The following is a 23,811-nucleotide window of genomic DNA, read 5'->3' as shown; positions in this document are numbered from 1 at the left end:
CTTCACACCCCCTGTATGATTTTGCCCAGTTCTGCCAATGCCGCTTTTGCTTCCGCATCATCACTGGTCAAATCATCCAGCATGGCCAACAGTTCATTATTAGCCGCTTTGATTTCGGCATCAATTCCCTGCAAATTGGCGCAGACTTCTTTCAGGTCAACCTCCGGCTCGGGTTCGCTGGTATCCACATAGCGGGGAATATTGAGGTTGTAATCATTTTCCTTGATTTCTTCAAAGGTAGCCAGATGGGCGAACTTGTCCACATCCTTGCGCTCATCATAAGCCGCCATAATCTTGTCAATATGCTCCGTATCCATGAAGTTTTGGGCCTTTTCCTTGCGGAACTCCTTTGACGCGTCAATAAAGAGCACATCACGGTTCACATGGTCTTTTTTCAGCACGATAATGCAGGTTGGTATGCTCGTATTGAAGAAAATCCCCGCCGGCAGGCCGATAACGGCATAGATATTGCCATCTTCCAGCAGGTGCTTGCGGATTGTCCCCTCCGCCGCCCCGCGGAACAGGACGCCATGAGGCAGGACAATGCCCATGGTGCCGTTTTCCTTCAGATGGTAAAAACCATGGAGCAGGAAGGCAAAATCCGCCTTTGACTTCGGCGCCAGCTTTTCATAGCGCTGGAATCGCGGGTCAGTCAAGAAGCCTGCCGCCGCACTCCAATGCTGGCTATATGGAGGATTCATCACGGTAGCATCATAGTTTGTCGGCTCCTCCGTAGGCCAGTCAGCCCCCAGGGTATCGCCATTGCGGAAATGTTGATACTGGAAAGGCACATTATGCAGAATCATATTCATGCGGGCCAAGTTGTAGGTGGTATGAGAGATTTCCTGCCCGAAGAACTGAATGCCATTGCGGCAGTCCTCATTGATATAGCTGCGGGCATGCAAAAGCAGGGAACCCGAACCCATGCAAGGGTCATAGATGGAAAAGGCAGGCTCCCCTTCTTTGCCTTTGGTCACGATACGGGTAATAAGCTCCGAAACCGCCTGCGGAGTATAGAACTCCCCGGCCTTTTTCCCGGAGCCGGCGGCAAACTGGCCAATCAGATATTCGTAAGCATCCCCCAGGGCATCCGCGCCATACTGAGTGAAGTCGATATGAGCCAGCTCCTTCATCACATCAGAAAGCATGGCATTGCGCTTTGCCGGAGTGGTGCCAAGGCTTTTGGAATCAATATCAAAATCCTCGAACAGGCCTTCATAGAGCTTCTGCCCACGGATTGCCTCGCCCCCCTGCTCAATATCCCGCATGGCCTGACGCAGATGGTCGGTGGTAAAGGTCTTGTTGTTGATTTCATTGTACAGCGCCGTAAAAGTATACTGCGGCTCAATAGCAAAACTGTAATTTTCCTCCAGCTCGGCTTTCAGGTCTTCCCAATCCTCACTCTGACGAGCTTCCTCATACATCTGTTGCGCTTCATCAAGGCTTTCCGGCTGACGGTCTTCCAAAAGGTCAACCACCGCATAAAGCTGACGGTCAGACAGATACTTGTAGAAAATCATGCCGAGAAGATAATCCTTGTATTCGTCCGCGCTCATCGTGCTGCGCATAACATTAGCGGCGTTCCAAAGCGCCTGATTCAATTCCTGTGATGCCATATCTCTATCATCCCTTGCCTTAAATTAATCAAAATCTTGTACCATCGGTATCTATTATACTAAATTTAATCTTCGTTTTCAAAAAAGTTCTGCATAACAGAAACAACGTTATCCACTCCCCTGGCGAGTTGCTTCCTTACATGCTAAATGATACTCAATTGTATTTATAAATAATCATTCTAATGCTCTGTACTATATCATTTTCAAATATTAATATTTATCTAAAAGATTGAATTTATCACATATTTGTTCGTATAAGTATTTAATCGCAAGTGTTATATATTTACTTGCATTTTCAAAGCTCTCATACGTACGGTCAATATCATCTCCAATAGAAACAGTGTCACAATATCGTGTTCCCTTTAACATATCAATAGCATTTTTATTCCAAACGCCACCATTATGAACCAAAACATTTCTTTTCAAGGATAAGAACAATATTTTTTCATCAAATAATGAAATATATTTTTTATCTATCTTAACACCTCTTTCCTTTAAAAATTTAATTTTATCTTCATAGCTCCCCCACGCTAATTGATTTACCTTTTTATCTACAAGTAATTCTTGAAATTCTTCTACTGTATCACAGTTGATTATTTCATCAGGACATATTTTTTCCGAACCAAACAACCACCTTTTTTCATGCATACACACTATTCGGATAATTTTTAGGAGTACTTCGTCAAATAATGTAAACAAATATATAAACGTCATATTATAAACAACCTTGTTAGCTGCCGTTTTATTTTTCTCAAGCATATATAAAGATGATAAATTAGATTTAAAGTACATAGGAAAGATTATACATTTTTGTATCCCTTTTCTTTCTATATCCGACATTTTCTTGATATCTATATTCAAAATATCTTCAACCGTCATCCCATTACTAACTTTTGCTTTATCAATCAAGAAACTCTCTTTCACTAGAATATTTTTCTTTTCAAAGAAATTATTCATTTTTAGCCATTCAAAAAATTTTATTAGATTTAACCCATATTCATGCAACTTTTCTAATAATTGTTTTGTTGTGACATCATCATCTTTATAATCATATATGCATTTGATGAGATAGTTTTTTTTTAATATTTTATCTATATAATTTTTGTTTTTATCATAATTCTCTCTTAACTCATCTTTTAAGTGCTCGATATCATAAGCAAAATTTCTGACCGCTACTAGCAAATCGTCAGAATAGTCACCATTAAATTCCTTGTACTCCCATTTTTGAACAACAACATCTTCTTTTTCTTCCCAACTAGCTACCAAATCATAACCGGCCTTATTTTCTAACGGTTTTGTATACAATATTTTCTTATATCCCTTCTCTTTATATAAAGATTTATTATCAAAACTTATATCACCATCTCTAATCACTATTTTAGGTGCAACAATGAGTTTGCCATTTTTAATTTTCCCAAATACTTGCTCCAATATTTCTCCCCCATTATATATTTACACACAACCCACTATGCTTTTATCCTAGACAATAAATCCAACATTCATCGTACTACAAATAGTAAGTCAAACTTATATTCTACTTATTTTCTCGTTGTTCCTGTCGGTTTACAATTCTACTAACCCCAGATATAGCTTCCATATACATTTGTTGCATATTCTTTTGATTTTCAATTTGTTCTACCATTCCTCGTGGTATATATGGATTTTGTATTTCTTCCCAGGTTATTGTATTCTTATAGCCAAGCGAATTAGCTATCGCTTCTATCAGTTTATACTGTGCCTGCTCTATTTTTTTCAAATGTAACTGGTCTGGATTCTCAACATTGTATTTATCACTTAAATCCTTCCATGCGACTCGAACCTTTTTATCATCTGAAAAAACTATATCGATAATATTTAATACATTGACTTTTTCAGGAGTCCATCCATATATTCTCGATGTCATCAACACTTTAAAAATATACATCTTATCTTTTCGCTTTTCCGAACGATTTTGAAGCCATACAGCAATCACTGAAGCCGCTATGGGTGCAATAACAATCGCTATAATATTTAAAATATCTTTCCATTCCACTTCTATTTTTCACCCCATCATCTCAATTTATTATTTTCCAATGACCACTATATCCGCGTCCTACATACGACAACTCAGTAATCTTCTTAATCTCACGCTCAATGGTTTTTTTGCTCACACCAAGTTTTTGCGCCATTTCTTGGCGTGTTACCTTATCATTCGACTTCACGAGTGCCAGTATCTGTGCCTCATATTTACTCGTTTTTTCTTGGGCGACATCTTGGGCGACATTCTTTTCCTCAACATAATTCAAATTATACAACGTCAGCAGGAAATCCCTATGCTCTGCCATAAATTTTGGCATCAATGCTACTGTCGTATGTTCTTGGAAATCATAGTCTTCCAGTATTTTCTTGAAGCCACTGTCTCTAAACTACATGAGTTGTAGCCTACCGAACACATTTCTCCAATTAATCTATAATATTCATCCTCCCCTTCCTCTGTCTTTCATCCTTCCTACTATTTTATCATATTTCCACGCAATACTGCATACGAAAATGGTGGAGCCATCGTGACTCCACCATTTTTTTGACCGGTCAAAAATGACTAGCCAGTCCCTGCCGCACCACCACCATCATTTCAAAATTGAAAATCAATAGCAGCCACCATAGTCTCTCACTTTCCCTCTGCCATGGCCTCATACCATTCCTGCATTACAATCAGTGCATCCGCATGTTCTTCTACGGGAATAGCCTTGTAAAGATTGTTTTCCAATCCCGCCCGCTTCTCCAGAACATAGTTTTCTCCTTCGTCCCGGAAGAAATACAGGTCGGTATTCTCCCCGGGCAGGCTCAGTTTGATATAATCCCCGAGGTTCCTGCTCTCTTTTACCATCTCAAAGCTATTGCCATAAAAAAGCTTTTCCGCAAAAGATCTTGCACGGATACCATCTACCGAATATGCAGTCTTCCCTTTCCTGCTCAAAGAACACTTCATCTCTGGCCGATAGCTGATATTGGCCAGATAGATGCCGATATTGCTGTTATCCGCCTGCATCGGCATCAGCGTGGGATTGTCTGCAATGAAATTTTCCTGCACGGACGACCACGCCCAGGAACACAAACGGCTCCACTCTTCCTGATCCCGCTGCATAGCCTCTGGAGACTCCCGCATATAACGCACATCCGTAGGATGCTCAAATATGTAATAGCCGCCCTTATCATCCCGCGCAAAAAGCGTCCTACCGGACATATCTTCGCAAAGCATCTGCCGAAGTTCTGCCTCATCCACCCTGCTTATGCCAAAAATCCAGCCGGCCCCGGAATATTCTGCATATTCTTTTTTCGCCGCTTCCACAGAAGCTTTTTCCGATACAGAAAAGAGTCTGCCGCCATCTTTGAATTTTGTTTCCGTCAGCAGCAAGTTGTCATAGGCTTTAGGGATACGCAGACGATAGCCTGCACTTTCATAAGCACAATCCGTCTGTTTTTGCATCTGCTGTACCTTTTCCCCACTATCCGCCGCTACACAGTTTCCCCATACGCCCAACCCAACACATGCTGCCAAAACTGCCGTCGCTGCCACCTTGCCATATTTCATCAGTATCCATCCTTTCGCTAACTGCCTAAACATTTGCTATGATAGGCTATTCTACAAAGGATATTTTTTCCCCTCTATTCGTTTCATTGATAAGTCAAACAATTTGCCAAATATTCCGCATCGGCCATTTTTGCCGACAATACGGCATTCTCTATCGCTCGTTCCATAACTTCTGCGGCCAAAGTTCCTGCCATATTCACATCGGCCTGCATCAATTTGCCGCAGGCGGAAGCATAGATGGTATCGCCATCGGCCAGCGTCCCTACGGGCTTGATGGAACGTGCGTAGGCATTTCTCGTCTGCTGGGCAATACGGGTAAGCTGGGCTTTATCAAAAGCACCGTTAGTAACCACGGCCCCGATGGTTGTATTCGTGCGCGACAGTAAATCCTTGGGTGCTGCCAGGCGATAAAGCTCCTGTACGCTATCCAGGAAATCTGTACGCTGCGCATTGGTAAGACCGGCAATCTTCTTTCCCCGGGCATAGACATCTCCCAGTGCATTTACCACGACCACGGCCCCCATCTTCAAATCTCCGACCTGAACGGCATAATAGCCAATCCCGCTTTTTTGCGACTGCTTCATGCCACAAAACTTGCCTACCGTTGCGCCTGTTCCCGCACCGACCGAACCACTTAGGGGGCTGTTTTGACGGAGCGCATTCTGGCAGGCAGCATAGCCCATATCGCTATCCGGGCGAACCGATGCACTGCCATAGGACAAATCATAGATATCCGACTGCACGACCAGCGGAACCCGTGCAAAGCCTGTATCAAAGCCAATGCCATTTTCCTCCAGGCAGCGCATGACGCCATCTGCCGCCGCCAGTCCATAAGCACTGCCACCGGCCATGACAATGGCATGAATGCCCAAATCCTCCCGCGTGGGATCTAAAACCGGTGTTTCTCTTGATGCCGGACCGCCACCACTGATATCCACACCAGTTTTTGCTCCCGCGGGAAAGAAAAGCACCGTAACACCGGTCTTGGCCGTATCATTCTGAGCATTGCCCACCTGAACGCCCTCGATTTCCGAAAAAGGTATTTCCTGCATGATTTACCTCCGTTCCCTGCACTAAAACCAACCAAAATCATCTGCTCCTAGTATATTGCGATAAACCGGTGCGGTCAATCAGCCTCCCAGCGGCCCGACAGAAAAAATCGGCCATTTTTTTCTAACAGCATGGATTTAGCAATTGTATTCATGGCCGCCATAGCCGGTATGATCATCTTCAGCCAGCAGCCCAAGCCGCTGCAAGCTACCATGGTGGCAGACAGCGAACTGGGCCATGAAGTGAATTATGTGGCCTATCCCACCGGTACCTACAACCTCCCCATCGCCCAGATGATCAAAGAAGCTGGCTACAAAGCCGCCTTTACCATCAAATACGGCAATGTGGACAAAGCCAGCAACATCTTCGCGCTGGAGCGAGTGCCGATCTTCCATACCGAGGAAACCAACAAGGATTTCATCGAACGCATACGATACCAGCCCATCTTCGAAAGCTTTGGCTGGATGAAAAACTGAATAAACCAAGGCGGTAAAGCACACATCCTGCTTTACCGCCTTTTTGACATCTTGTATAATAGAAGCAGGGAGGTGATCCGTATCATGAGCAGCAAAACTCTGTGGAAAACGTTTCGTCCGGTGCTGGCGTTAGGGTTGTCGGCCTGTCTTGTCGGCGGTGTTGCCGCAACAGAACCTGTTCTGGCCGCGGATAGCCATGCGGTCAAGGCTCAGGCTTCCAAGGCAGTCAAGAAAAACAGCCTCCAGCCCATTGCCGGTATCTGGCGGGAGGCGGGTGTATCTGCGCCCCGAACTTTGACCATCTATGCGGATGGTGCTTATACGCTAGTTGCTCCGGACAGCAAGGCCTTTGGCAAAGTCCGGGTAACCACGGAAAAGCATCCGGATGGTTCAAAATCCCTTTGGTATTCTTTCTTTGAAGAAGGTGGCGTAGTCCTTGAGGATAAGGACTCATCTTCGCCCTGGTATTCTGCGTTCAAGAGCGCCAATGAATTATGGGCGGCTTTCCCGAAAGACGAGAAAGCGGCGACACAGACGGACCTGCGTTCCGGACATGACGGTGCCATCCATTTCGTACGCTATGCCGAAAACAATTATGAGGCAACCAGCGAAGGCGTGCAGGCCGATGATTATCTGGGCGTCTGGGGCTGTGGCCGCTGCACTGCAGTAGTCAGCCGGGAAGCCTCTGGCGGGTATCTCGTCGAAATCCAATGGGCCAGCAGTGCTGCCGAGGGCAAACGCTGGACTTATCACTGCACCTATGATAATTTCGGCGCGCTACTCTTCAGCGATGACAACGGGACACGCACGGATTACGCCTATACGGAAGATGGCAAGAACACGAACAAGGAAATCTACAACGATGGCTCCGGCACCTTTGTCCTCCGCGAAGGCGTCCTGACCTGGCAGGACAAGAAGGAAAACAGCGGGGAACTCATGGAATTCATGAAATAGCCTCAATAAATTATAAATCCCTGTATTGTATCGCGCCCCGTTTCGTTGTAGAATTGTAGGGTAGTATATGATACAAGGAGCTATGAACTTGCGCAAGAAAAGAATCTGGAAAATAGCTGCCCTGCTTTGCATCATTGCAGCAGTTGCCGGCGTTATCATTTTAGGAAAACAGCCCAAGCCCTTGCAGGCGACCATGGTAGCGGACAGCGAGAGCGGCACGAAAGTGCTGGTGCTGAACTACCACAAGATTGACCACACCTTTATCTCTTTGTCCGTACGGCCGGAGGATTTTGACAATCAGATGAAATACCTCCATGACAACGGCTACCATACCATCAATCCCGATGAACTCTACGAAGCCCTGGCTGGCAATGGCCAGCTGCCGGAAAATCCCGTGCTGATTACCTTTGACGATGGTTATGAGGACAATTACACCAATGCCTACCCCATCCTCAAAAAATACGATTTCAAAGCCACCATCTTCGTGGTGACCGGTTTCCTCGACCGCCACAAAAAAGGCTACCTAAGCTGGGATCAGGCGCGGGAGATGAATAAGAACGGCATCAACATCGAATCCCACACGGTCAACCACAAATCGATGACCGACCTCACCGATGACGAGCTGCGCTCCGAACTCGTGGACTCCAAGAAAAAAGCCGAAACCGAGCTGGGCCACGCAGTAAACTACGTGGCCTACCCCACCGGCACCTATAACCTCCATATCGCCCAGATGGTCAAAGAGGCTGGCTACAAAGCCGCCTTCACCATCAAATACGGCAACGTGGACAAAGCCAGCAACATCTTCGCCTTGGAACGCGTTCCCATCTTTCACACCGAAGACACGAACAAGGATTTCATCGAACGCATACGCTACCAGCCCATCTTCGAAAGCTTTGGCTGGATGAAAAATTAAGCAAACTGTTTGTAGTCTAAGCCTTCCCCTGGAGAGGAAGGCTTTTTTTGCCCTTATTCACTTCAAGAGCAGATAGCCGCGCCCGTTGATACGCTTCATTTGGCCATCTTCGCCCAAGATAACCGTCAGCTCACTAAAATACAGCAGGGAACGGTCATCCAGCACATAGCCTTCATCGAGGATGACGCGCTTTTCCCGGCAGTTCTTGAATTTGCCTGCCTGCCACGGAACGTCACTCTGGGCAGCCACCAACCGGGCCGCATAATCCGTGAGGTCGACCTCGCGCCGCTCACCCTCTTCCAGCGGAATAACCACTACCGCTTTCTTGATATTCACGGGATAAGCCCACTGGTACCCCGCCAGAGGAATCCCCTTCCGGCTGGGAAAGAAACTCACACGGTCTTCCTTTTCCTTGGGCGGCAGTTCCATGCCCGAGCTTTTCTTCGTGACCGTTTCCTTCGGCAGGTATTGCTTCCATTCAATTTCCTTGACCTGACGGCAGAAATCTTCCCGCTCATCCGCCCCTGAACTGCAGATATAGTCCACACAGCTTTTTACCGCCTGTGCCCGTTCTGGGGAAACCGGATGGCTCATCGTAATCCTGCCCTCTGCATACAAGCCCTCCTGTACCAGCAAGTCAATCAGGCGAGCCTGCTGTTCATGCAGGGGCACCCGCATCACATTGAGCGGCGACAAGGAAAACACAGCCACCAGCACGGCAGCCACCAGAAACAGCTGCCGGATGCCCTGCCGCAGGAAGCGAAAGGCCAGAAACAGTACGCCGAAGCCCGTGCAGAGCATGGACAGATAGCGCAGCGTCGTCAGCCCATAGGCCGCATAGCGAATCCACACGCCATACAGCTGAACCAGCAGGATGGGCAGGAACCAGACAAGCCCCCACTTCATGAACCGGTCAAACCAGTTCTTAGGCATGTCGTTCCAGAAAAAATAGAAAAAGCCATAACCCAGCAAGGCCAGCGAGGCATACCAGTTCATTTCGCCCACCGGCATGGACTGCTGCCAAATGATCTTGCCAATATAGAGATAAAGGATGACCAGCAAAAATACATAGCAGGGCAGGACCAGCCCCATGACAATCCGATTAAGGATTGGCTCGGCCGGCTCCGTGGCAACCTCAGCCCTGGGCAGCAGACACAGGGCAATACTGACCGCACAAGCAAAAGGCACGACGCCCAGCAGGAAGATGTCGACTTCCGTGGGAACTTCCACCAACAGTACCTGCACTGCCGCCAGGCAGATACCCACCAACAGGGACAGCAGCATGCCAATTCCCCCGGCGCTGACCAGCGCGCTGACACAGCTGCGCAGCTGCTGGCTCTGCCGCTCCTTTGCCTGCGGCAGCAGCAGATAGAAAATCAGACAGGACCAGACAAGCGGGGTTGCCAGATAAAACATGGCCTCCTCAAAGCCCTGAAAAAAGTTCCGGCCCGCTTCATACACGATAAGCCAGACCGCAAGCAGGCAGGCAATTTTCCAGCGATACCGCCCGGGAGACCACTCCGGCCTGCGTTCACGCCATAGTTCCGCCGCCACGGCCACCAGCAGCAGCACCGACAGCCGCGCCGTCCAAATCAGCCAGTCTTCCTCAAACTCTTCCACCTTATAAGCCCAGAGCATCCCGCCCTGATAGATCAGTATCAGCAGATTGAGCACTGCCGCCTCCGGGAAACGCTCGCCCAAGGTCCTGCCATATTCCCGCAGGATTTCCCGGTAATTTTCCCGCAGATAGCGAAAATTCATGATGGATTTCTTGCCCATGGATTTCTCACCTCACTATTATTCCTGCATCGATTATCGCACAGCCAGGTTAGAAACAGATTAGATGCAGCAAAGCTCTGGCAAAAGAACCAGTTCTTATTTAGCGGGAGCATGTTTCTTTTGCATGATCGTGCGCAGCTGACTGACAATTACTCCGGCAAACATCAGCAGGCAGCCACAGAGCTGGGCCGTGCTCATCTGTTCGCCCAGGACCACGAAGCTGGCCAAAGCGCCGAACACCGCTTCAAAACTCATGATTACCGCCGCTTCACTGGGAGCGGCGTATTTTTGTCCCACGATCTGCAAGGTAAAGGCCACGCCCGTAGAAAGAACACCTGCATAGGCAATGGACACCCAGGAATCGAATTTCATGCTATAGTAAATCCCCTGACCTGTCAATAAATCCAACGTATTTCCTTGCCAAAAGCAGGAAATGCCATAGAATATGGCGAAATTAAAATGCATGTGTTTATTAATAGGAGGAAAGCTAAATGAACGAAAACATCCGCAAGCGCAATGAACTGCTGGCCCAGACAGTAATCAAAGGCCTGCAATCTCGCAATATGGAAGGCTTTTATGCCAAGGACAAGAAAGAAGCCCTGAAGCTGGCTCTGGAACTCATCCCCAAAGGCAGCACCGTTACCATGGGCGGCGCCATGAGCGTCCACGAAATTGGCCTGACGGAAGCCCTAACCACGGAGGACTACAACTTCATCGACCGCGACAAAGTGGAAGACAAACGCAAAGCCATGCTGATGGCCTATGATGCTGATGTATTCCTCTCCAGCACCAACGCCATGACGCAGGACGGCATACTAGTCAACATCGACGGCAATGCCAACCGCGTATCCGCCATCGCGCAAGGGCCGAAAAAAGTGCTCTTCATCGTGGGGCTCAACAAGGTCTGCGACGATCTGGACGGCGCTATGAAGCGGGCCCGCAACGTGGCCGCTCCCATCAATGCCCAGCGCTTCGGCCTGAGCACCCCCTGCGCCAAAACCGGTGCCTGCTTCGACTGCAAGAGTCCCGACACCATCTGCTGCCAGTTCCTGATTACCCGCTACTCCCTGCACAAGGGCCGCATTCAGGTAATCCTGGTTAACGATAACTTAGGCTTCTAAATAAACGCCGCCAGCTGTTCTGCCATAGATGCAAAGCTGGCGGCGTTATTCTATAAAATACGTATCTATAAGATTCTAAATAGTTTGTCTTTTATCAAGAATCCTGTATAATAGAAATTGGGAGGTGAACCAAATCATGAACAGCAACCCCTTATGGAAACCATTTCGTCCCGCGCTGGCATTAGGCCTGGCAGCCTGTCTTTTCGGCGGAATTGTCGAAGCAGAACCAGTTATGGCAGCTGACAGCAAAATGCCAAAAGCCCAGAACTTGAAACCAGTCAAGAAAGGCAGCATCCAGCCCATTGCCGGCATCTGGCACGAAGCAGATGCCCCCAACGCCAGAACTCTGACCATCTATGCCGATGGCACCTATGAATTGATTTCCCCAGATGGCAAAGCCTTCGGAAAAGTCAAGGTGACCAGCGAAAAACATCCGGACGGCTCAAAATCCCTTTGGTACTCTTTTCATGAAAGCGGCGGCATCGTCCTTGAGGATAAGGACACCGCTTCTCCCTGGTACTCTGCTTTCAACAGTGCCAATGAACTATGGGCAGCATTCCCCAAAGACGAAAACACCGCCACACAGACAGACCTTCGTTCCGGACATGACGGGGCCATCCATTTCACGCGCTATGCGGAAAATGGCTATGACACCACCAGCGCAGGCATAAAGGCAGATGATTACCTGGGCATCTGGAGCTGCAGCCGCTGTACGGCAGTGATCAGCCGGGAACGTTCCGGCTACCTCGTGGAAATCCAATGGGCCAGCAGCGCCGCCGATGGCAGCCGCTGGACTTACCACTGCACCTACGACAACTTCAGCGCCATACTCTTCAGCAACCACGACGGCACCCGCATAGATTACACCTATACGGAAAAAGGCACCGGCACAGATAAAAAGGTCTACGACGATGGTTCCAGCGTTTTCGTCCTCCGCAATGGCACCCTGACCTGGCAGGACCAGAAAGAAAACAGCGGGCACCTTCTGGAGTTCGTGAAATCCCCGCAAGGATAATGCGCTTATAGTCAATTGCATACAAAAGTGGTGGAGCCCATCGTGACTCCACCACTTTTTGACGTGTCAATTTGACCGGTCAATATTATAACCCAAATGCGCAAACACATTTTGCAAGGGCTGCTTATCGCGGATATCCAGCCAATCATCTGGCCGGCTGTTGTCATCAATCAGAATCAGCAGATAATCCAAGATCATCCGCCGCGCCGCCCATAGCCCAACCTCATTGGACGTATACCTTTGCCCGCGCAAGCGAACCGAACTGTCAACGAAGCTGTTGGCGATGATCAGATCACCGACCACAGGCACCACCGCTTCCAATGCCGACCAGGTCTGCAGGAAAAAATCCCCCTGCTTCGTCCCCCAATACGGACTGTGCTCCACGATCCTATAAGCCATCTGCAAGGCATGGACCTGCGCAATACTCTCCATTGCGGTCAAATCTTCCTTGTCCAACGCCTCCAGCATCGCCGTATACCGCGCATAAGGTTCTGCCTTCGTCCTCGCAGCCTTCGCCAACCGCGCCTCCCGCGCCTTGGCAAAATCAATTATTGCCATCTTACCTCCGAATCCATCACTTAGTCAGAACACATCTTTTCAGGTTCTGTTTCGTTCAACACCTGCACCAATACTTTATAATCCAAATACTGAACCCCTTCCATACCCTGATGAATCTTATCCGCTAGTTCACTGCTATAGTATATGCGCATGGCTTTTTCCAAAGGAATCGCTTTCTCCTTGGCTATTTGCGCAATGATGCGTTCTTCCAATTTTTCCTGATAGACCTGTTCCAAAACATTCTCATCCATGGCTCACACCTCAATGTAAGAATCGTATATCAGTAACTTATCGATGGCTTTCTGTGTTATAAATGCTATCTGGTCATAATTGGGATAGGCTTTGATTTCCTTCAACGCTCTATCCTTATCCCAAATTCCTGTACGGTACAAGTCTACCACCCGAAACACCTTGTCATTTGCCACCTTGCCAGAAATCAAGTCATACTCCTTATAACCCATATTCCCATCCCTGCACTTGCAGACAAAATCAATCCACTCTATCAAGTCCTCTGAAAAAGTCTTATGACGCAAGTCGTCAGTGTCTTCAGTCATCTGATAACAATTCACAATACCGGACTTATCCTTTTGCAAGCCAGCCTTACGCCTTGCCCATCGCATAGCCTGTTCCTTAACTGTAGTCACATAAAACCCCTGGCCGAAATCAAGAAGCCGATACGAATGCAAGACATCCGGCTTTTTGATTATCTCTGTCGAGCCGTGATAGACCATCATACCACCACACCTCTAATCCGTAAGTATTCTCTAATGTCATCTACCAAATAGCCGCTCCCTTGCGTGTGGAGAATATCATAATTAGGTACTAAGTATTCATCAATACAGCCAGTCTCCTGCAATTTATGGTATACCTGCTTAGGAGACATGTTCCACTTGTTGGCACAAGCGTGAATCATGTAGACTACAAATTCCATGCTTTCCTGATTCATAATCATCAAATCCTCATGCTTCTTCAATTTTCTATAGCGTTGTATCTGTCATGGCCAACTCTTTTCAATCTGTAACTCGACAGATAACCATTGACCGGTCAACAACTGTAGTGTAAGTTAGTCTCACAATCATATCTTTATATCGCACAAAAAGCTTTACATATAGTATATCACGAACAGCAAAGGGCTGACCAGTCAAAATGACTGATCAGCCCCCTTTTAAGTGACAGGTGGAGTTAGAATATAAATAGTACAAGTCAAAATGAGAAATCCTAAATAAGTTCATGACATGGTACAATATATGTACCTATCTTGAGGAGGATTTCAGAATGGCTAAACAACATGACAAACAGTTTAAACTTGACGCAATTCAATATTACGAAGATCATAAGGAGCTTGGCTTGCGTGGCTGTGCCAATAACCTTGGCATCGGTTACAGCACTTTGACCAAGTGGCGCAAAGAACTTCGTGACTCCGGCGATATCGTTGTAAGAGGTTCCGGCAACTACGAATCCGATGAACAGAAAGAAATTGCCAGATTACGCCGTGAATTGCGCGATACGAAAGACGCACTTGACGTGTTAAAAAAAGCCATCAGCATTCTGGGAAAATAACAGAGGCCATTTATCTTCAGGTCTCTGAACAGGCGGAAATTGCAAAAGAAGAAGGACGCCCTATTTCCGTCTCCGGAATGCTGCGAAAACTTGGCGTTTCACGCTCGGGCTATAACGCTTGGCGCCATCGTCTGCCATCAGACACATCAATAAGGCGACAGGAAGTAAAAGAACAAATCCAGCGAATCTACGATGAGTCTCATCAAAATTATGGTGCATCTAAAATCACATCAGAACTGCGTAAAGCCGGAGAAATCATCTCTGAAAGGACTGTAGGTCAGTATATGCGCCAGATGGGGCTTCGTGCTCAATAGGTTAAGCCCTGGGTTCCAACTACCGTTGATCCAGACTTCAGTGACAGTCTGCAGAACATCTTGGATGAACAATTTAATCTGGAACGGCCTAATGCGGTTTGGTGTTCAGACATCACTTATGTATGGACAATTGACGGATTTGTATACTTGACCAGCATTATGGACTTGTACTCTCGCAAAATCATCGCATGGACGCTTTCTGACAGCTTAGAAGTAAGCTGCGTAACGGAAACAATTCAAAAAGCGAAATTACGCCGCAACCTCGATTTACCACTGATTATCCACTCAGACCGAGGCAGCCAATACGTAGCTAAAGAATATAAGAAGGCCACCGCACGAATGCAGCGGAGCTATTCCAAGAAAGCTTATCCATGGGATAATGCCTGTATCGAGTCATTTCACGCATTGATAAAGCGTGAATGGCTGAACCGCTTTAGAATCCGGGATTTTAATCATGCTCACGGCCTAATTTTTGAGTATATTGAAGCATTTTACAACACAAAGCGGATTTACAGCCATTGTGGATATCTTTCGCCAGATGACTTCGAAAAACTTTACAAGGCGAGCGTTGCTAGAGAATCACGATTGGTAAGTTGAAAATAATTAAAATTTCTCATTTTATGTTGTACTAAATCTTGACATAGGACCAGATGTTGAAAAGAAGGTGCTACAAATGCAAAGTATTTAGCACCTTCTTTTTTGATGGTAATTGAAGATTCTAAGTATCAAGCAATTATCTACACAAAAAGCGCCTACGAGGGAAATACGATTCAAACTGCTATAATAGGCTTAAGACGCGTACAACTCACTCAACAATAAAAGGCGACGGCACATCAGAACTGAGCAGATACACACCTTTCCGTGCTCTGGTCATAGCCACATATAGCAAACACTTTTCCGCTTTCAGCGCTTCCTGCTCATTCTCCGCGTCTTTTAAGCGTTTTGCCAACGGAACCAAGCCATGATTTAGATCTATTAAGAACATATATTCGAATTCCAGGCCCTTTACGCGGTGCATAGTCGCCAGCCTTATGCCTGACTGTTTTCTGCCGTCACCATCGTCACCATTAGCATCCAATTCATAACATGATACAGCTGCCTTCTGCAAACTTCTCTTGAGCTTTCGCAGTTGATCCTTGCCTCGCGCCACGACGCAAATATCTTTACTATCTACAATTCCACTGGTCAGTCTGCCTACTTCTTTGATGATGAAACCATGCTCCTGCTCAATGTCGTTACATTTGCGCAACACCGGTTGATTGCCATGTGTCAGAGATGCCGTACGTTCATCCAGCAGTTCGCTGCTCAATTCAGCATTGTTATCCATCTCGTCAAAGCTGAATCCATGCAACAGTCCCAGAGCTCGCGTATGGATTTCCTCCGTCGTACGGTAATTTACCCGCAGGATTGTGCTATTCCCTTTTATATAGATACCGCAATGAGAAAGAATAGGTCGATTATCATAGATGCGCTGATGAGCATCACCAACAATGAAGATGTCATTAGGGTGCTCTTTTCCAGCCAGGGTTCGTAGGAGCCTGTAGCCGCACATGCTGAAGTCCTGTCCTTCGTCCACGATAATATGTTTATACAGCGGTTGTTCTTCTTCACTAACATATCTGCGGCATTCATAGCGAATAGCATCATAATCGAACATTTTCTCTTTGCGCGTCATTTGTCTGTATTCATCCATAACTGCCCAGACTTCGAGACGCTTTTTCCTATCTAGACGATATTTGCGCCCATCTCTCTTAGCCCTCAGGACATATTCCTTTCTTGCCTCATCAGGAGATGTAGCCTTCAGGGCCATCACGACCTGGCGCCATTCCTCTCGATAGAATTCTGGCTCAGGAAAAGGCACGTTCTCGCCACGCCTGAGAACCTTATCTATCGCTTTGCGCCACACCTTATCGAGATGTTCCTGCCCAGAAACATGCATCATGATTTTGCGCTTACCAAGATAACTAGCGGCCCAACCATCTAGATTTTTGACCTCGATGTGCGACATCTCCTCCTCTGAGCAAATTTTTCTCAGATTATTCTCGATATCAATGGCCAGATTTTTGGTATAAGTTGTAAAAAGTAATTTCTCACCCTTCTGCATCTGTGTAGCCAAGAATTTAGCTCTGTGCATAGCCACAACAGTCTTGCCCGTACCAGCTACGCCTACTACACGGGCCGAACCATTATAATTACGTTCCACAGCTTTGCGTTGAGTCGGGTGCAGAAAGACTCGCCATTTTTCCAATGAGGCTTCCATAGCTTCATGCAATTCAGCATTATTGGTAACGACCTTATAATGCTGTTGATTAGCGGCCGTCTGAGCAGCCTGTAAAATAGTAGTATCCTTATCAGCAGCGCAGTCCGTAATTCCCAGCATATCCTTGACTTCATCCACAGTGCAACCTTCCAACAGAAAGTCTAGGATGTCATACAAAGCCTCGGAAATTTCATTCTTCATACCATAGAAATCTTCCAGTCGCGTAAATTTCCTGACCTCAGAAATTACATAGTCCGGGACGCCCAGAACATGCATATCCTCGTCTTTGACGTTACAGAATATATCATTGCCCGAAGGCTGTGGCAAAGTTGCTTCATTCTCTTTTTTGACCACATGATAGACGATAGCACTAGTTTTCGGGTCTACAACACAATGGAATGTAGACCAAGCATAGGATTCATCATGATTGCCGGCATAGACCGGCATATAGGTATTGTTATCCTTTGGGTCTCGGTACAAAATAACTCTATATTTGCCTTGAATCCTAATGGAGAACAGATTTTGCCCATGCAGTGCCTCAAAATTCAAGCCATGGTCGCCTGGTTGCTTCGTAAACTGCTCCATTGTCTCCCAAAACTTCTTTTGCATTTTCTGAGATGGCAAATCTTCCAACAATTTATCTACCCTGAGCGGATATACAATATTGGGGTGACCGTAAAACATTCCTCAGCACTTCCTTCCATGTGCATGCTCTTATTACTCAAATATGCCTGCATCCACTGGCTGTCTTAAATCAAGAATCTGCCAGCCTTCCTTAAGCAGCTCCGGTGCCTGATCCATTTGCTCTGAGGTCAAATACACTATTTTCTGTTTCTGCCAAATCATCTCTACATTGCAACGACCATTAAGTAACTCAGCACCAATTATATCTGGTACGGGAACTCCTGCATTTTCCATAAGCTTCGAGGCCTCTATAGCTTCATCTTCCAGTAGTTCCTCGCGCTTAGCCTCCCAGCCTTTTGTAGCAGACTTTTCCTCGACATTCACACACTCAGTAACTTGTTCCTTTGCCATATTACTACGAGCGTGTTGAGCTCTTGTAGCTGCTACATTACTGTAAAAACCAATATCCGGCTCATCAAACGTGCCTACAACAACTCCACGATCAAGAAACAAATTAAATTCCTCACAACTTGTTTCTGGTAACAAGGCACAAGCATAGCATGAGGCTAGATTCTGTCCATCCTGCCCCTGACCATGGCTTCCACTACACATCGGATCATTGGAGCATGAGCGTGCTTTTGCTAATGCACGTTGGAAAATCTGAGGTAAGGTATCAGCACGTCCTTGCCTTATTAGTCCACCTAAAGTACCTTCTGCATCACCACCGGCTGCGTATATGAAGATCCCCGCCATATCGAAGTCAGTATTATTCACTTCACGATCAGCGCAATAAATACGTTCATTTAGTCCAGCTATGTTGTAACCACACTCAAAGCTAAGCTCTTTAATAAGTAGATGTGCCAGTGTATGCAAAAGCAAGAACTTAGGTGTAATCGGAGCATGGCTTTCGCCAGCCAAAAAACCTTTCTGTCTATTTTGTTCCACTAGCCAAGCACGTTTAGCCGCCCTCGGTGTTAATTCCAGCCATTCTTTGATAGCCTCCTCATCAAAGCGCAGAAAGATGCCTTCACCAAATCCTTCATAGGCCGGGTATGCTTTATCCTGTGGTAAACGGGCATGGATAAAGCCTTCATCATCACGACGAGCCGCAGGCCGTAACCGGGAATATCCTAAAAAAGCCCTTACAATTCGTACCTGATCCAATAATTCGACCTGTTGTAAATGTAAACTACCGAATCTCTCATAATCTGATAAAGGACCTGAATCTACGCGAGTAAATTCATCTCCCGGCTTGCCATATTGTTCATTACATAGAGCTTGATATTCCTCCCAACGGTATGCAAGATCATCAATATCAATTTCCGGACTACTAATTTGTGACGGAATAACCATAGAACTACGCACCATAGGGAAATGCACAGACGTCGCGCCGCGCAATAACGCTCTCGGCATCTGATTACATTCTGAATGACTACCAAAATCCGGCAAACGTCCGCTGCAGTAGAATATCTCACGGCCCAAATCTTCGTTTACCTTCTGAAAAGCATCAGCAGTAAAAACGCCTTTCAGTGTGGCGACCGCATGACACTTAGTACAAGTAATGCGTATATCTTCACCTGTCTCTGTACCACCACCGGATTCAAAGAGCAATACCGGCGACTCGCAACATGGCTCCTTAGCGCCCCCAATGTTACGGTAGTGCACCCATTTGACCCAGGGAAAATCATCCAAATGTCCGTGTTTACAAGCTACCACAATGCGAGCCGGAATAAGCTCGCTATTATGGCAGTCATGGTTACTACAACGTGGCAGAAATGCTTTACGTTCCTGATTATCTTGCTGCCAGCTTCGTTTGATGGCTGCCCTGTTACGCATTTGTCTGTATGGATTATCTCCACCTTTAGCCTTACGTTCGGCCTCAGCCTGCCAAGATGTAAGTGGTTGAAAACGGCGGCAAACAGGGCAAAAATACCATTCTGGAAATTGCACATAATTGATTTGCGTTGGTGCCTCAAAACCATCTACATGTAATGCACGGGCAAAACGAGGGTCACTGATAGGGCGTATATTCTCGTCTGTTCCGATACTGCTATGCCATGTATATGGTGCTGCAGTCAATAAAGTTCTATCCGAAAAATCTACCATAGCACCAGGAGCATACTGTAAAATAGCCTGTGCCAACCTGACCTTATGGGAGGATGGCAAATGCAGCGTATCAAATTTAAACTTATTCATGATTTTGTCCCCTCGCCTTCAACCCTTTCTTGGAAAGTAATCAGCGAACCTTTCAATTCATCATCTACACTACGTAGGGAAGACATGGTTTCTATCGCTGGTCCTGCTTGTTCACTCTTTTCTTGATTCATTTCTGCCAGTGTAAGAACCCTTTGACGCGTAGCCAGTAAAATCCGTTCGCCATCTGATGGCCAACGGAAAAGGAAACTGTGCCCGAAACAAAGCTTTACCGCGTCCTTACTAGCATAAGTTGCTTCTTCGTCCCACGCTTGGAAAAAGCCATCAATCAATTGTTCCAAATCTTGTAGATCAGTATCCATCTCCTCAGCAGACATAAGGCCTGGAGCTAGCTCATAGGCACGACGCTGACGACGCACCAAGAAATTCTTACTCCATTCGGCCTGTTCCCTTATGGCCTCATTCTGAAGATCAAACTTTATTGCAGAATCATCCTTAGCAAAAATTTCATATGTATGTTTCCCCAACCTCATCATAGACACTAACACAGCATGAAGCCCTCTAGATAACGCCGGCCGAGAGAACGGTGTTACTACACTAGGTTCTACCTGGCTATAGAATGTCTGGTGGAAATACTGAAAATGCTCATAATATGAACGATCACGGCTATTTGTCGGACGATATAATACTAACGCAACGCCGGGACTCTGTCTACCGATACGGCTAGTAGATTGGATATATTCACTTGTCAACTTAGGCTGACCTACCACCAACATTAAGTTCAATCTAGCTACATCAAGCCCCACAGAAATCATATTAGTAGCCAAAAGTACATTGACAGCATAACGTTTTTGTTCCCTATTAACCTGGGAATAAGTTAAGTGTTCCAGAGCATCCAACGTCTGATTCAGTTCAATAGCTGTCACGCGACTTGTTAATTCCTTTGCACCATATACACTACGACATGGTATATCCAAACGGAAAGAAATACGGTGCATAGCATCACGCACTTCATCCATCACCAGCGTATCTGCTCTACCGAGTTCACGCAAACTGTTAAAATATGCTGTTAATGTCCAAAGCTTATCCATCTCCTCATCGCTTAAGCCCGGCATAGCCTTGACCATTTCTAAAAGAACGGCCAATACACGTATTTCGGATACAGTCTTGGTCTTTCCAGAAGGCATTAAGCCGACATATTTACGCCCTGGATTTTTCTTACTTACCACCTTTTCCCTAGCAAAGAAAGAGTCACCAGACTCAAGGCCCGGTGGGGGGAACTGAAAAGCCTGACGCTCATAGAGTGCTGCGCATTGCTCTGTAGCACGCCGAATAGTGGCCGTAGAAGCAATTATCTTTGGTTTGATACCTTTATGCTGGCAAGCTGCATCCAAAGCCACTTCGTAAAGTCCGACCATTGTTCCCAATGCACCTGAAATAAGGTGGAGCTCGTCTTGGATAATGAGTTCCGGAGCACGACGTTCTTTCTTATCAGCACCGAAGATCTTACCCACCTTATCACTCTGCCATGGCATCTGAGCAAATTTATCAACCGTAGCAAACAACAGTGTTGGCGGATTTCTGTATATTTCTTCGTCTATGACCTGAATAGGCAAGAAATACTCATCATTAAATGGACATTTTCTTTGCGGACAAAAGAAATGGAAATGGTTTTCCTGGTCTAAACCATAGCCCCAGACCCCTTCCAATTTTTTTGATCCATGACTACTCACGACACCGCGCTCTAACTTGGTACCACACCATGGACATTTCAAGACCTGGAAGCGATTATACCGTTCCTTACGTTCCTCGATATTACCAACATTCACGCTATAATCTTTAATTTTTTTCAAAAGCATATCCGCACTGGGATCTTCCCACGAACCCTTGATGCATTTCTTAGGCGTAGCTTGTCCAACCCATAAACCTATTGTAATAGACTCATTACCAAGTTTTGCTATGCCTTCACGACGCATTAACTCCAAAGCACAAATAAGCGTAGAGGCTCGATTGAACTGCTGTGCTGTCAAGAGTCGCAACGTATAACGCATAATTATAGTCGTACCGCCACTCTGCGCCTCCGTATGTGCTAGGCGTCTATAGCAGATAGTAAACGCTGTAAGACCTAAATAAGCTTCTGTCTTACCACCACCAGTGGGGAACCAGATAAGGTCTGCAAACTCTCTTCCAAGTGCATGATCATCAACAGCATCAGGTATAACCATAAGAATAAACGCAATCTGGAAGGGGCGCCAATAAGCACGCCATCCATCCTTCTCATCAGGCTCTGCTTCATAATCGACATTTTGAAGCCACGCTGCTGTCTTTTTATCACTTGGCCAACGTTCTTCTAGTGTTTGGCAAGTACGATCTCCTTGCATACGTAACTGGACACGCTGCATAAACATGGCACGATTGGCAAGCTCAAAAGCCTCAAAGGCTAGATCATTTTCCCGCAAAACTTCTATTCCTGACGCCATACGTTGAGCCGCCTTGCGGCATAGCCCTATATTTCTAGCAGCAGCTTGCTTAAAACGTATATCTGTAAACTGCTCTGCCTTGTTCTCCAGACTACTTATCCATCTTTCATAGGCAGATACGAGCTTCTGCAGACTTTCAAGTTTTTTCTCGCGTGAGATGGACGATAAACTTGAAAGGTCCTTCATAGAGCGTTCCTCACTGCCCCAATCCATCTGTGGCGTCTCCGCTATAGGGAAAAAATCAGTGCGGACATAGCCATATCCTTCATCATCCATTTTCCAAGCAGCTGCAGTACCAAGCCCCGTAGCATAGTTTTGCTTGCCATGATAGAGCAGACGTAAACTATCTTCTTCCGTATCGCTCAAATCTGGCTCAGAAAAACGTGTGTCAGTAAAATGAAAGCCATCCTCTTCGCTGGCTTCCATTTTTATTTCAGCCTGGTAAAGGCAGTTTTCGGCCTGCCCCTTTTCATCATGACAAAGATTCACCAACATAAGAGTCAAGGAAAAACGACCTGCTGTAATCTCCCGTTTTCGAGCTATCAGTCTGGCTTTACCGCCCTCACCATGTAAATCTTCTTCAAAATGTCCCTGCCCATCGAAATTAAGGCGCAGCCTAAAATCATTCGGTATACGTACACGACCTTCACGTGAAAAAATAGCTAAACGACTGACTTTCCACATAAATTCCCGTAGTTCCGGTTTTGGATTCTTATGTTGATTACGGAAATCTCTATTTAGACCTTTAGAAAACTCCTGGACTAAGTACAAGCGCTCCTTAATCTTGTCATAATGCAAAAATGGCTCATACTCTCCCGGTATATCAAATCCTGTCGGCTTCTGATAAGGAACCCAGAACTCTCCTAGTTCTTCCTTGGCACGACGATATGTACCGAAAGAAATATTTACTTGTGCCCCATCCGGGCTGCCTTCTGTCAGACAAAGCAACCCCATAGAAGCGGGTAAAAATTGTGCAGTCATAGTAAATGCTTCATCTAGCCCATCATCTGTTTCATCATCTGTTTCATCATCACTACCGCTATTCTTTGAAACAGTTGTAACTTCAAGCAGAGCATCCTCACTAACATCAGTAAGATCCCGTTCAGCGTCTACATCATCTACCATGTAATTTTCGGCATCTTCTCTACTGCCGTTCTTCACTGGGGCATCCGTATTTTTCCTAGCATCTTGCGGATATAGAATTCCTAACAAATAAAGCCTGTTTGGATTAGCCGCCAATCGCTCATGTGCAACATCTGTCTCTGCGTCCAACAAAGACGGTTCCGCCCCGGGTCCCAGCAACTCGCGCCGTACCAAATCTAAATATTGTTCTCTTGGTTGCTCTGACATGCAGTTTTCCCTCCAT

At 46.3% G+C, this 23,811-nt stretch carries 23 protein-coding genes; 8 read left to right on the top strand and 15 right to left on the bottom strand.

Annotated elements, in window-relative coordinates:
• Nucleotides 1-2: 2 nt before the first annotated feature.
• From SELR_RS05590 to SELR_RS05565, 6 genes are all read right to left on the bottom strand, one after another.
• Complete coding sequence (locus SELR_RS05590) at nucleotides 3-1,616, bottom strand: type I restriction-modification system subunit M (protein WP_014424234.1); 1,614 nt, start codon at nucleotides 1,614-1,616, stop codon at nucleotides 3-5.
• Between the two features lie 210 nt (nucleotides 1,617-1,826).
• Nucleotides 1,827-3,047 carry a hypothetical protein gene (locus SELR_RS05585; RefSeq protein ID WP_014424233.1) on the bottom strand — a complete coding sequence of 407 codons (1,221 nt, stop codon included), beginning with the start codon at nucleotides 3,045-3,047 and terminating at the stop codon, nucleotides 1,827-1,829.
• A gap of 103 nt (nucleotides 3,048-3,150) precedes the next feature.
• Complete coding sequence (locus SELR_RS05580; RefSeq protein ID WP_014424232.1) at nucleotides 3,151-3,648, bottom strand: DUF6680 family protein; 498 nt, start codon at nucleotides 3,646-3,648, stop codon at nucleotides 3,151-3,153.
• A gap of 22 nt (nucleotides 3,649-3,670) precedes the next feature.
• The gene (locus SELR_RS05575; protein WP_014424231.1) at nucleotides 3,671-3,952 is read right to left on the bottom strand and encodes a helix-turn-helix domain-containing protein; all 282 of its coding nucleotides are present in this window, start codon (nucleotides 3,950-3,952) and stop codon (nucleotides 3,671-3,673) included.
• 311 nt (nucleotides 3,953-4,263) lie between these two features.
• Nucleotides 4,264-5,187 (bottom strand): hypothetical protein, encoded by a 924-nt coding sequence (locus SELR_RS05570; RefSeq protein WP_014424230.1) that lies wholly within the window; start codon nucleotides 5,185-5,187, stop codon nucleotides 4,264-4,266.
• Between the two features lie 83 nt (nucleotides 5,188-5,270).
• Complete coding sequence (locus SELR_RS05565; protein ID WP_014424229.1) at nucleotides 5,271-6,239, bottom strand: P1 family peptidase; 969 nt, start codon at nucleotides 6,237-6,239, stop codon at nucleotides 5,271-5,273.
• A gap of 129 nt (nucleotides 6,240-6,368) precedes the next feature.
• On the opposite strand from SELR_RS05565, the gene SELR_RS05560 reads away from it, so the two are divergent.
• From SELR_RS05560 to SELR_RS05550, 3 genes are all read left to right on the top strand, one after another.
• The gene (locus SELR_RS05560; RefSeq protein ID WP_014424228.1) at nucleotides 6,369-6,713 is read left to right on the top strand and encodes a polysaccharide deacetylase family protein; all 345 of its coding nucleotides are present in this window, start codon (nucleotides 6,369-6,371) and stop codon (nucleotides 6,711-6,713) included.
• Between the two features lie 84 nt (nucleotides 6,714-6,797).
• Entirely contained in the window at nucleotides 6,798-7,667 is an 870-nt protein-coding gene (locus SELR_RS05555) for a hypothetical protein (RefSeq protein WP_014424227.1), read from the top strand.
• 82 nt (nucleotides 7,668-7,749) lie between these two features.
• On the top strand, nucleotides 7,750-8,580 hold the full coding sequence (locus tag SELR_RS05550; RefSeq protein WP_014424226.1) for a polysaccharide deacetylase family protein: 831 nt from the start codon (nucleotides 7,750-7,752) through the stop codon (nucleotides 8,578-8,580).
• Between the two features lie 57 nt (nucleotides 8,581-8,637).
• Here SELR_RS05550 and SELR_RS17640 read toward each other — a convergent pair whose 3' ends face one another.
• Together SELR_RS17640 and SELR_RS05540 are read right to left on the bottom strand one after the other, a co-directional pair.
• A complete protein-coding gene (locus SELR_RS17640) occupies nucleotides 8,638-10,359 on the bottom strand; it encodes a DUF4153 domain-containing protein (RefSeq protein ID WP_014424225.1) in 1,722 nt (573 codons plus the stop codon).
• 96 nt (nucleotides 10,360-10,455) lie between these two features.
• On the bottom strand, nucleotides 10,456-10,731 hold the full coding sequence (locus SELR_RS05540; protein ID WP_050992741.1) for a DMT family transporter: 276 nt from the start codon (nucleotides 10,729-10,731) through the stop codon (nucleotides 10,456-10,458).
• A gap of 119 nt (nucleotides 10,732-10,850) precedes the next feature.
• On the opposite strand from SELR_RS05540, the gene SELR_RS05535 reads away from it, so the two are divergent.
• Together SELR_RS05535 and SELR_RS05530 are read left to right on the top strand one after the other, a co-directional pair.
• Nucleotides 10,851-11,480, top strand: coding sequence for a lactate utilization protein (locus SELR_RS05535; protein ID WP_014424223.1), 630 nt, complete (start codon nucleotides 10,851-10,853; stop codon nucleotides 11,478-11,480).
• Between the two features lie 136 nt (nucleotides 11,481-11,616).
• Nucleotides 11,617-12,495: a hypothetical protein gene (locus tag SELR_RS05530; RefSeq protein WP_014424222.1), complete on the top strand. Its 879-nt coding sequence runs from the start codon at nucleotides 11,617-11,619 to the stop codon at nucleotides 12,493-12,495.
• Nucleotides 12,496-12,561: 66 nt separating this feature from the next.
• On the opposite strand, the gene SELR_RS05525 is transcribed toward SELR_RS05530, so the two are convergent.
• Genes SELR_RS05525 through SELR_RS19500 form a run of 4 tightly spaced genes read right to left on the bottom strand, consistent with a single transcriptional unit; the run spans nucleotide 12,562 to nucleotide 13,984 of the window.
• Nucleotides 12,562-13,053, bottom strand: coding sequence for a hypothetical protein (locus SELR_RS05525; protein WP_014424221.1), 492 nt, complete (start codon nucleotides 13,051-13,053; stop codon nucleotides 12,562-12,564).
• 20 nt (nucleotides 13,054-13,073) lie between these two features.
• Nucleotides 13,074-13,304, bottom strand: coding sequence for a hypothetical protein (locus SELR_RS05520; protein ID WP_014424220.1), 231 nt, complete (start codon nucleotides 13,302-13,304; stop codon nucleotides 13,074-13,076).
• A gap of 3 nt (nucleotides 13,305-13,307) precedes the next feature.
• Nucleotides 13,308-13,784, bottom strand: a complete 477-nt coding sequence (locus tag SELR_RS05515; RefSeq protein WP_014424219.1) for a DUF3990 domain-containing protein — start codon at nucleotides 13,782-13,784, stop codon at nucleotides 13,308-13,310.
• The gene (locus SELR_RS19500; RefSeq protein ID WP_419789599.1) at nucleotides 13,784-13,984 is read right to left on the bottom strand and encodes a DUF3791 domain-containing protein; all 201 of its coding nucleotides are present in this window, start codon (nucleotides 13,982-13,984) and stop codon (nucleotides 13,784-13,786) included. Before SELR_RS19500 ends, SELR_RS05515 begins: the two co-directional genes overlap by 1 nt.
• Before the next feature lie 344 nt (nucleotides 13,985-14,328).
• Between SELR_RS19500 and SELR_RS05505 the strand changes: the two genes are divergently transcribed.
• The 3 genes from SELR_RS05505 (at nucleotide 14,329) to SELR_RS19095 (ending at nucleotide 15,524) form a co-directional block, all read left to right on the top strand.
• Nucleotides 14,329-14,613 (top strand): transposase, encoded by a 285-nt coding sequence (locus tag SELR_RS05505; protein ID WP_014424218.1) that lies wholly within the window; start codon nucleotides 14,329-14,331, stop codon nucleotides 14,611-14,613.
• Between the two features lie 77 nt (nucleotides 14,614-14,690).
• On the top strand, nucleotides 14,691-14,927 hold the full coding sequence (locus tag SELR_RS19495; RefSeq protein WP_014424217.1) for an IS3 family transposase: 237 nt from the start codon (nucleotides 14,691-14,693) through the stop codon (nucleotides 14,925-14,927).
• 60 nt (nucleotides 14,928-14,987) lie between these two features.
• Nucleotides 14,988-15,524, top strand: a complete 537-nt coding sequence (locus tag SELR_RS19095; RefSeq protein WP_014424216.1) for an IS3 family transposase — start codon at nucleotides 14,988-14,990, stop codon at nucleotides 15,522-15,524.
• A 208-nt stretch (nucleotides 15,525-15,732) separates the two neighbouring features.
• Here SELR_RS19095 and SELR_RS05495 read toward each other — a convergent pair whose 3' ends face one another.
• Genes SELR_RS05495 through SELR_RS05485 form a run of 3 tightly spaced genes read right to left on the bottom strand, consistent with a single transcriptional unit; the run spans nucleotide 15,733 to nucleotide 23,795 of the window.
• Nucleotides 15,733-17,871: a 3'-5' exonuclease gene (locus SELR_RS05495; protein WP_014424215.1), complete on the bottom strand. Its 2,139-nt coding sequence runs from the start codon at nucleotides 17,869-17,871 to the stop codon at nucleotides 15,733-15,735.
• Between the two features lie 33 nt (nucleotides 17,872-17,904).
• Entirely contained in the window at nucleotides 17,905-20,007 is a 2,103-nt protein-coding gene (locus SELR_RS05490) for a DUF1998 domain-containing protein (RefSeq protein ID WP_014424214.1), read from the bottom strand.
• Nucleotides 20,004-23,795 carry a helicase-related protein gene (locus SELR_RS05485; protein ID WP_014424213.1) on the bottom strand — a complete coding sequence of 1,264 codons (3,792 nt, stop codon included), beginning with the start codon at nucleotides 23,793-23,795 and terminating at the stop codon, nucleotides 20,004-20,006. The genes SELR_RS05490 and SELR_RS05485 overlap by 4 nt, the downstream gene beginning before the upstream one ends.
• Between the last annotated feature and the right edge of the window lie 16 nt (nucleotides 23,796-23,811).

The organism is Selenomonas ruminantium subsp. lactilytica TAM6421, assembly GCF_000284095.1.
In the GTDB taxonomy this organism is placed as follows: domain Bacteria; phylum Bacillota; class Negativicutes; order Selenomonadales; family Selenomonadaceae; genus Selenomonas_A; species Selenomonas_A lactilytica.
This window is presented reverse-complemented; position numbering and strand designations above follow the sequence as displayed.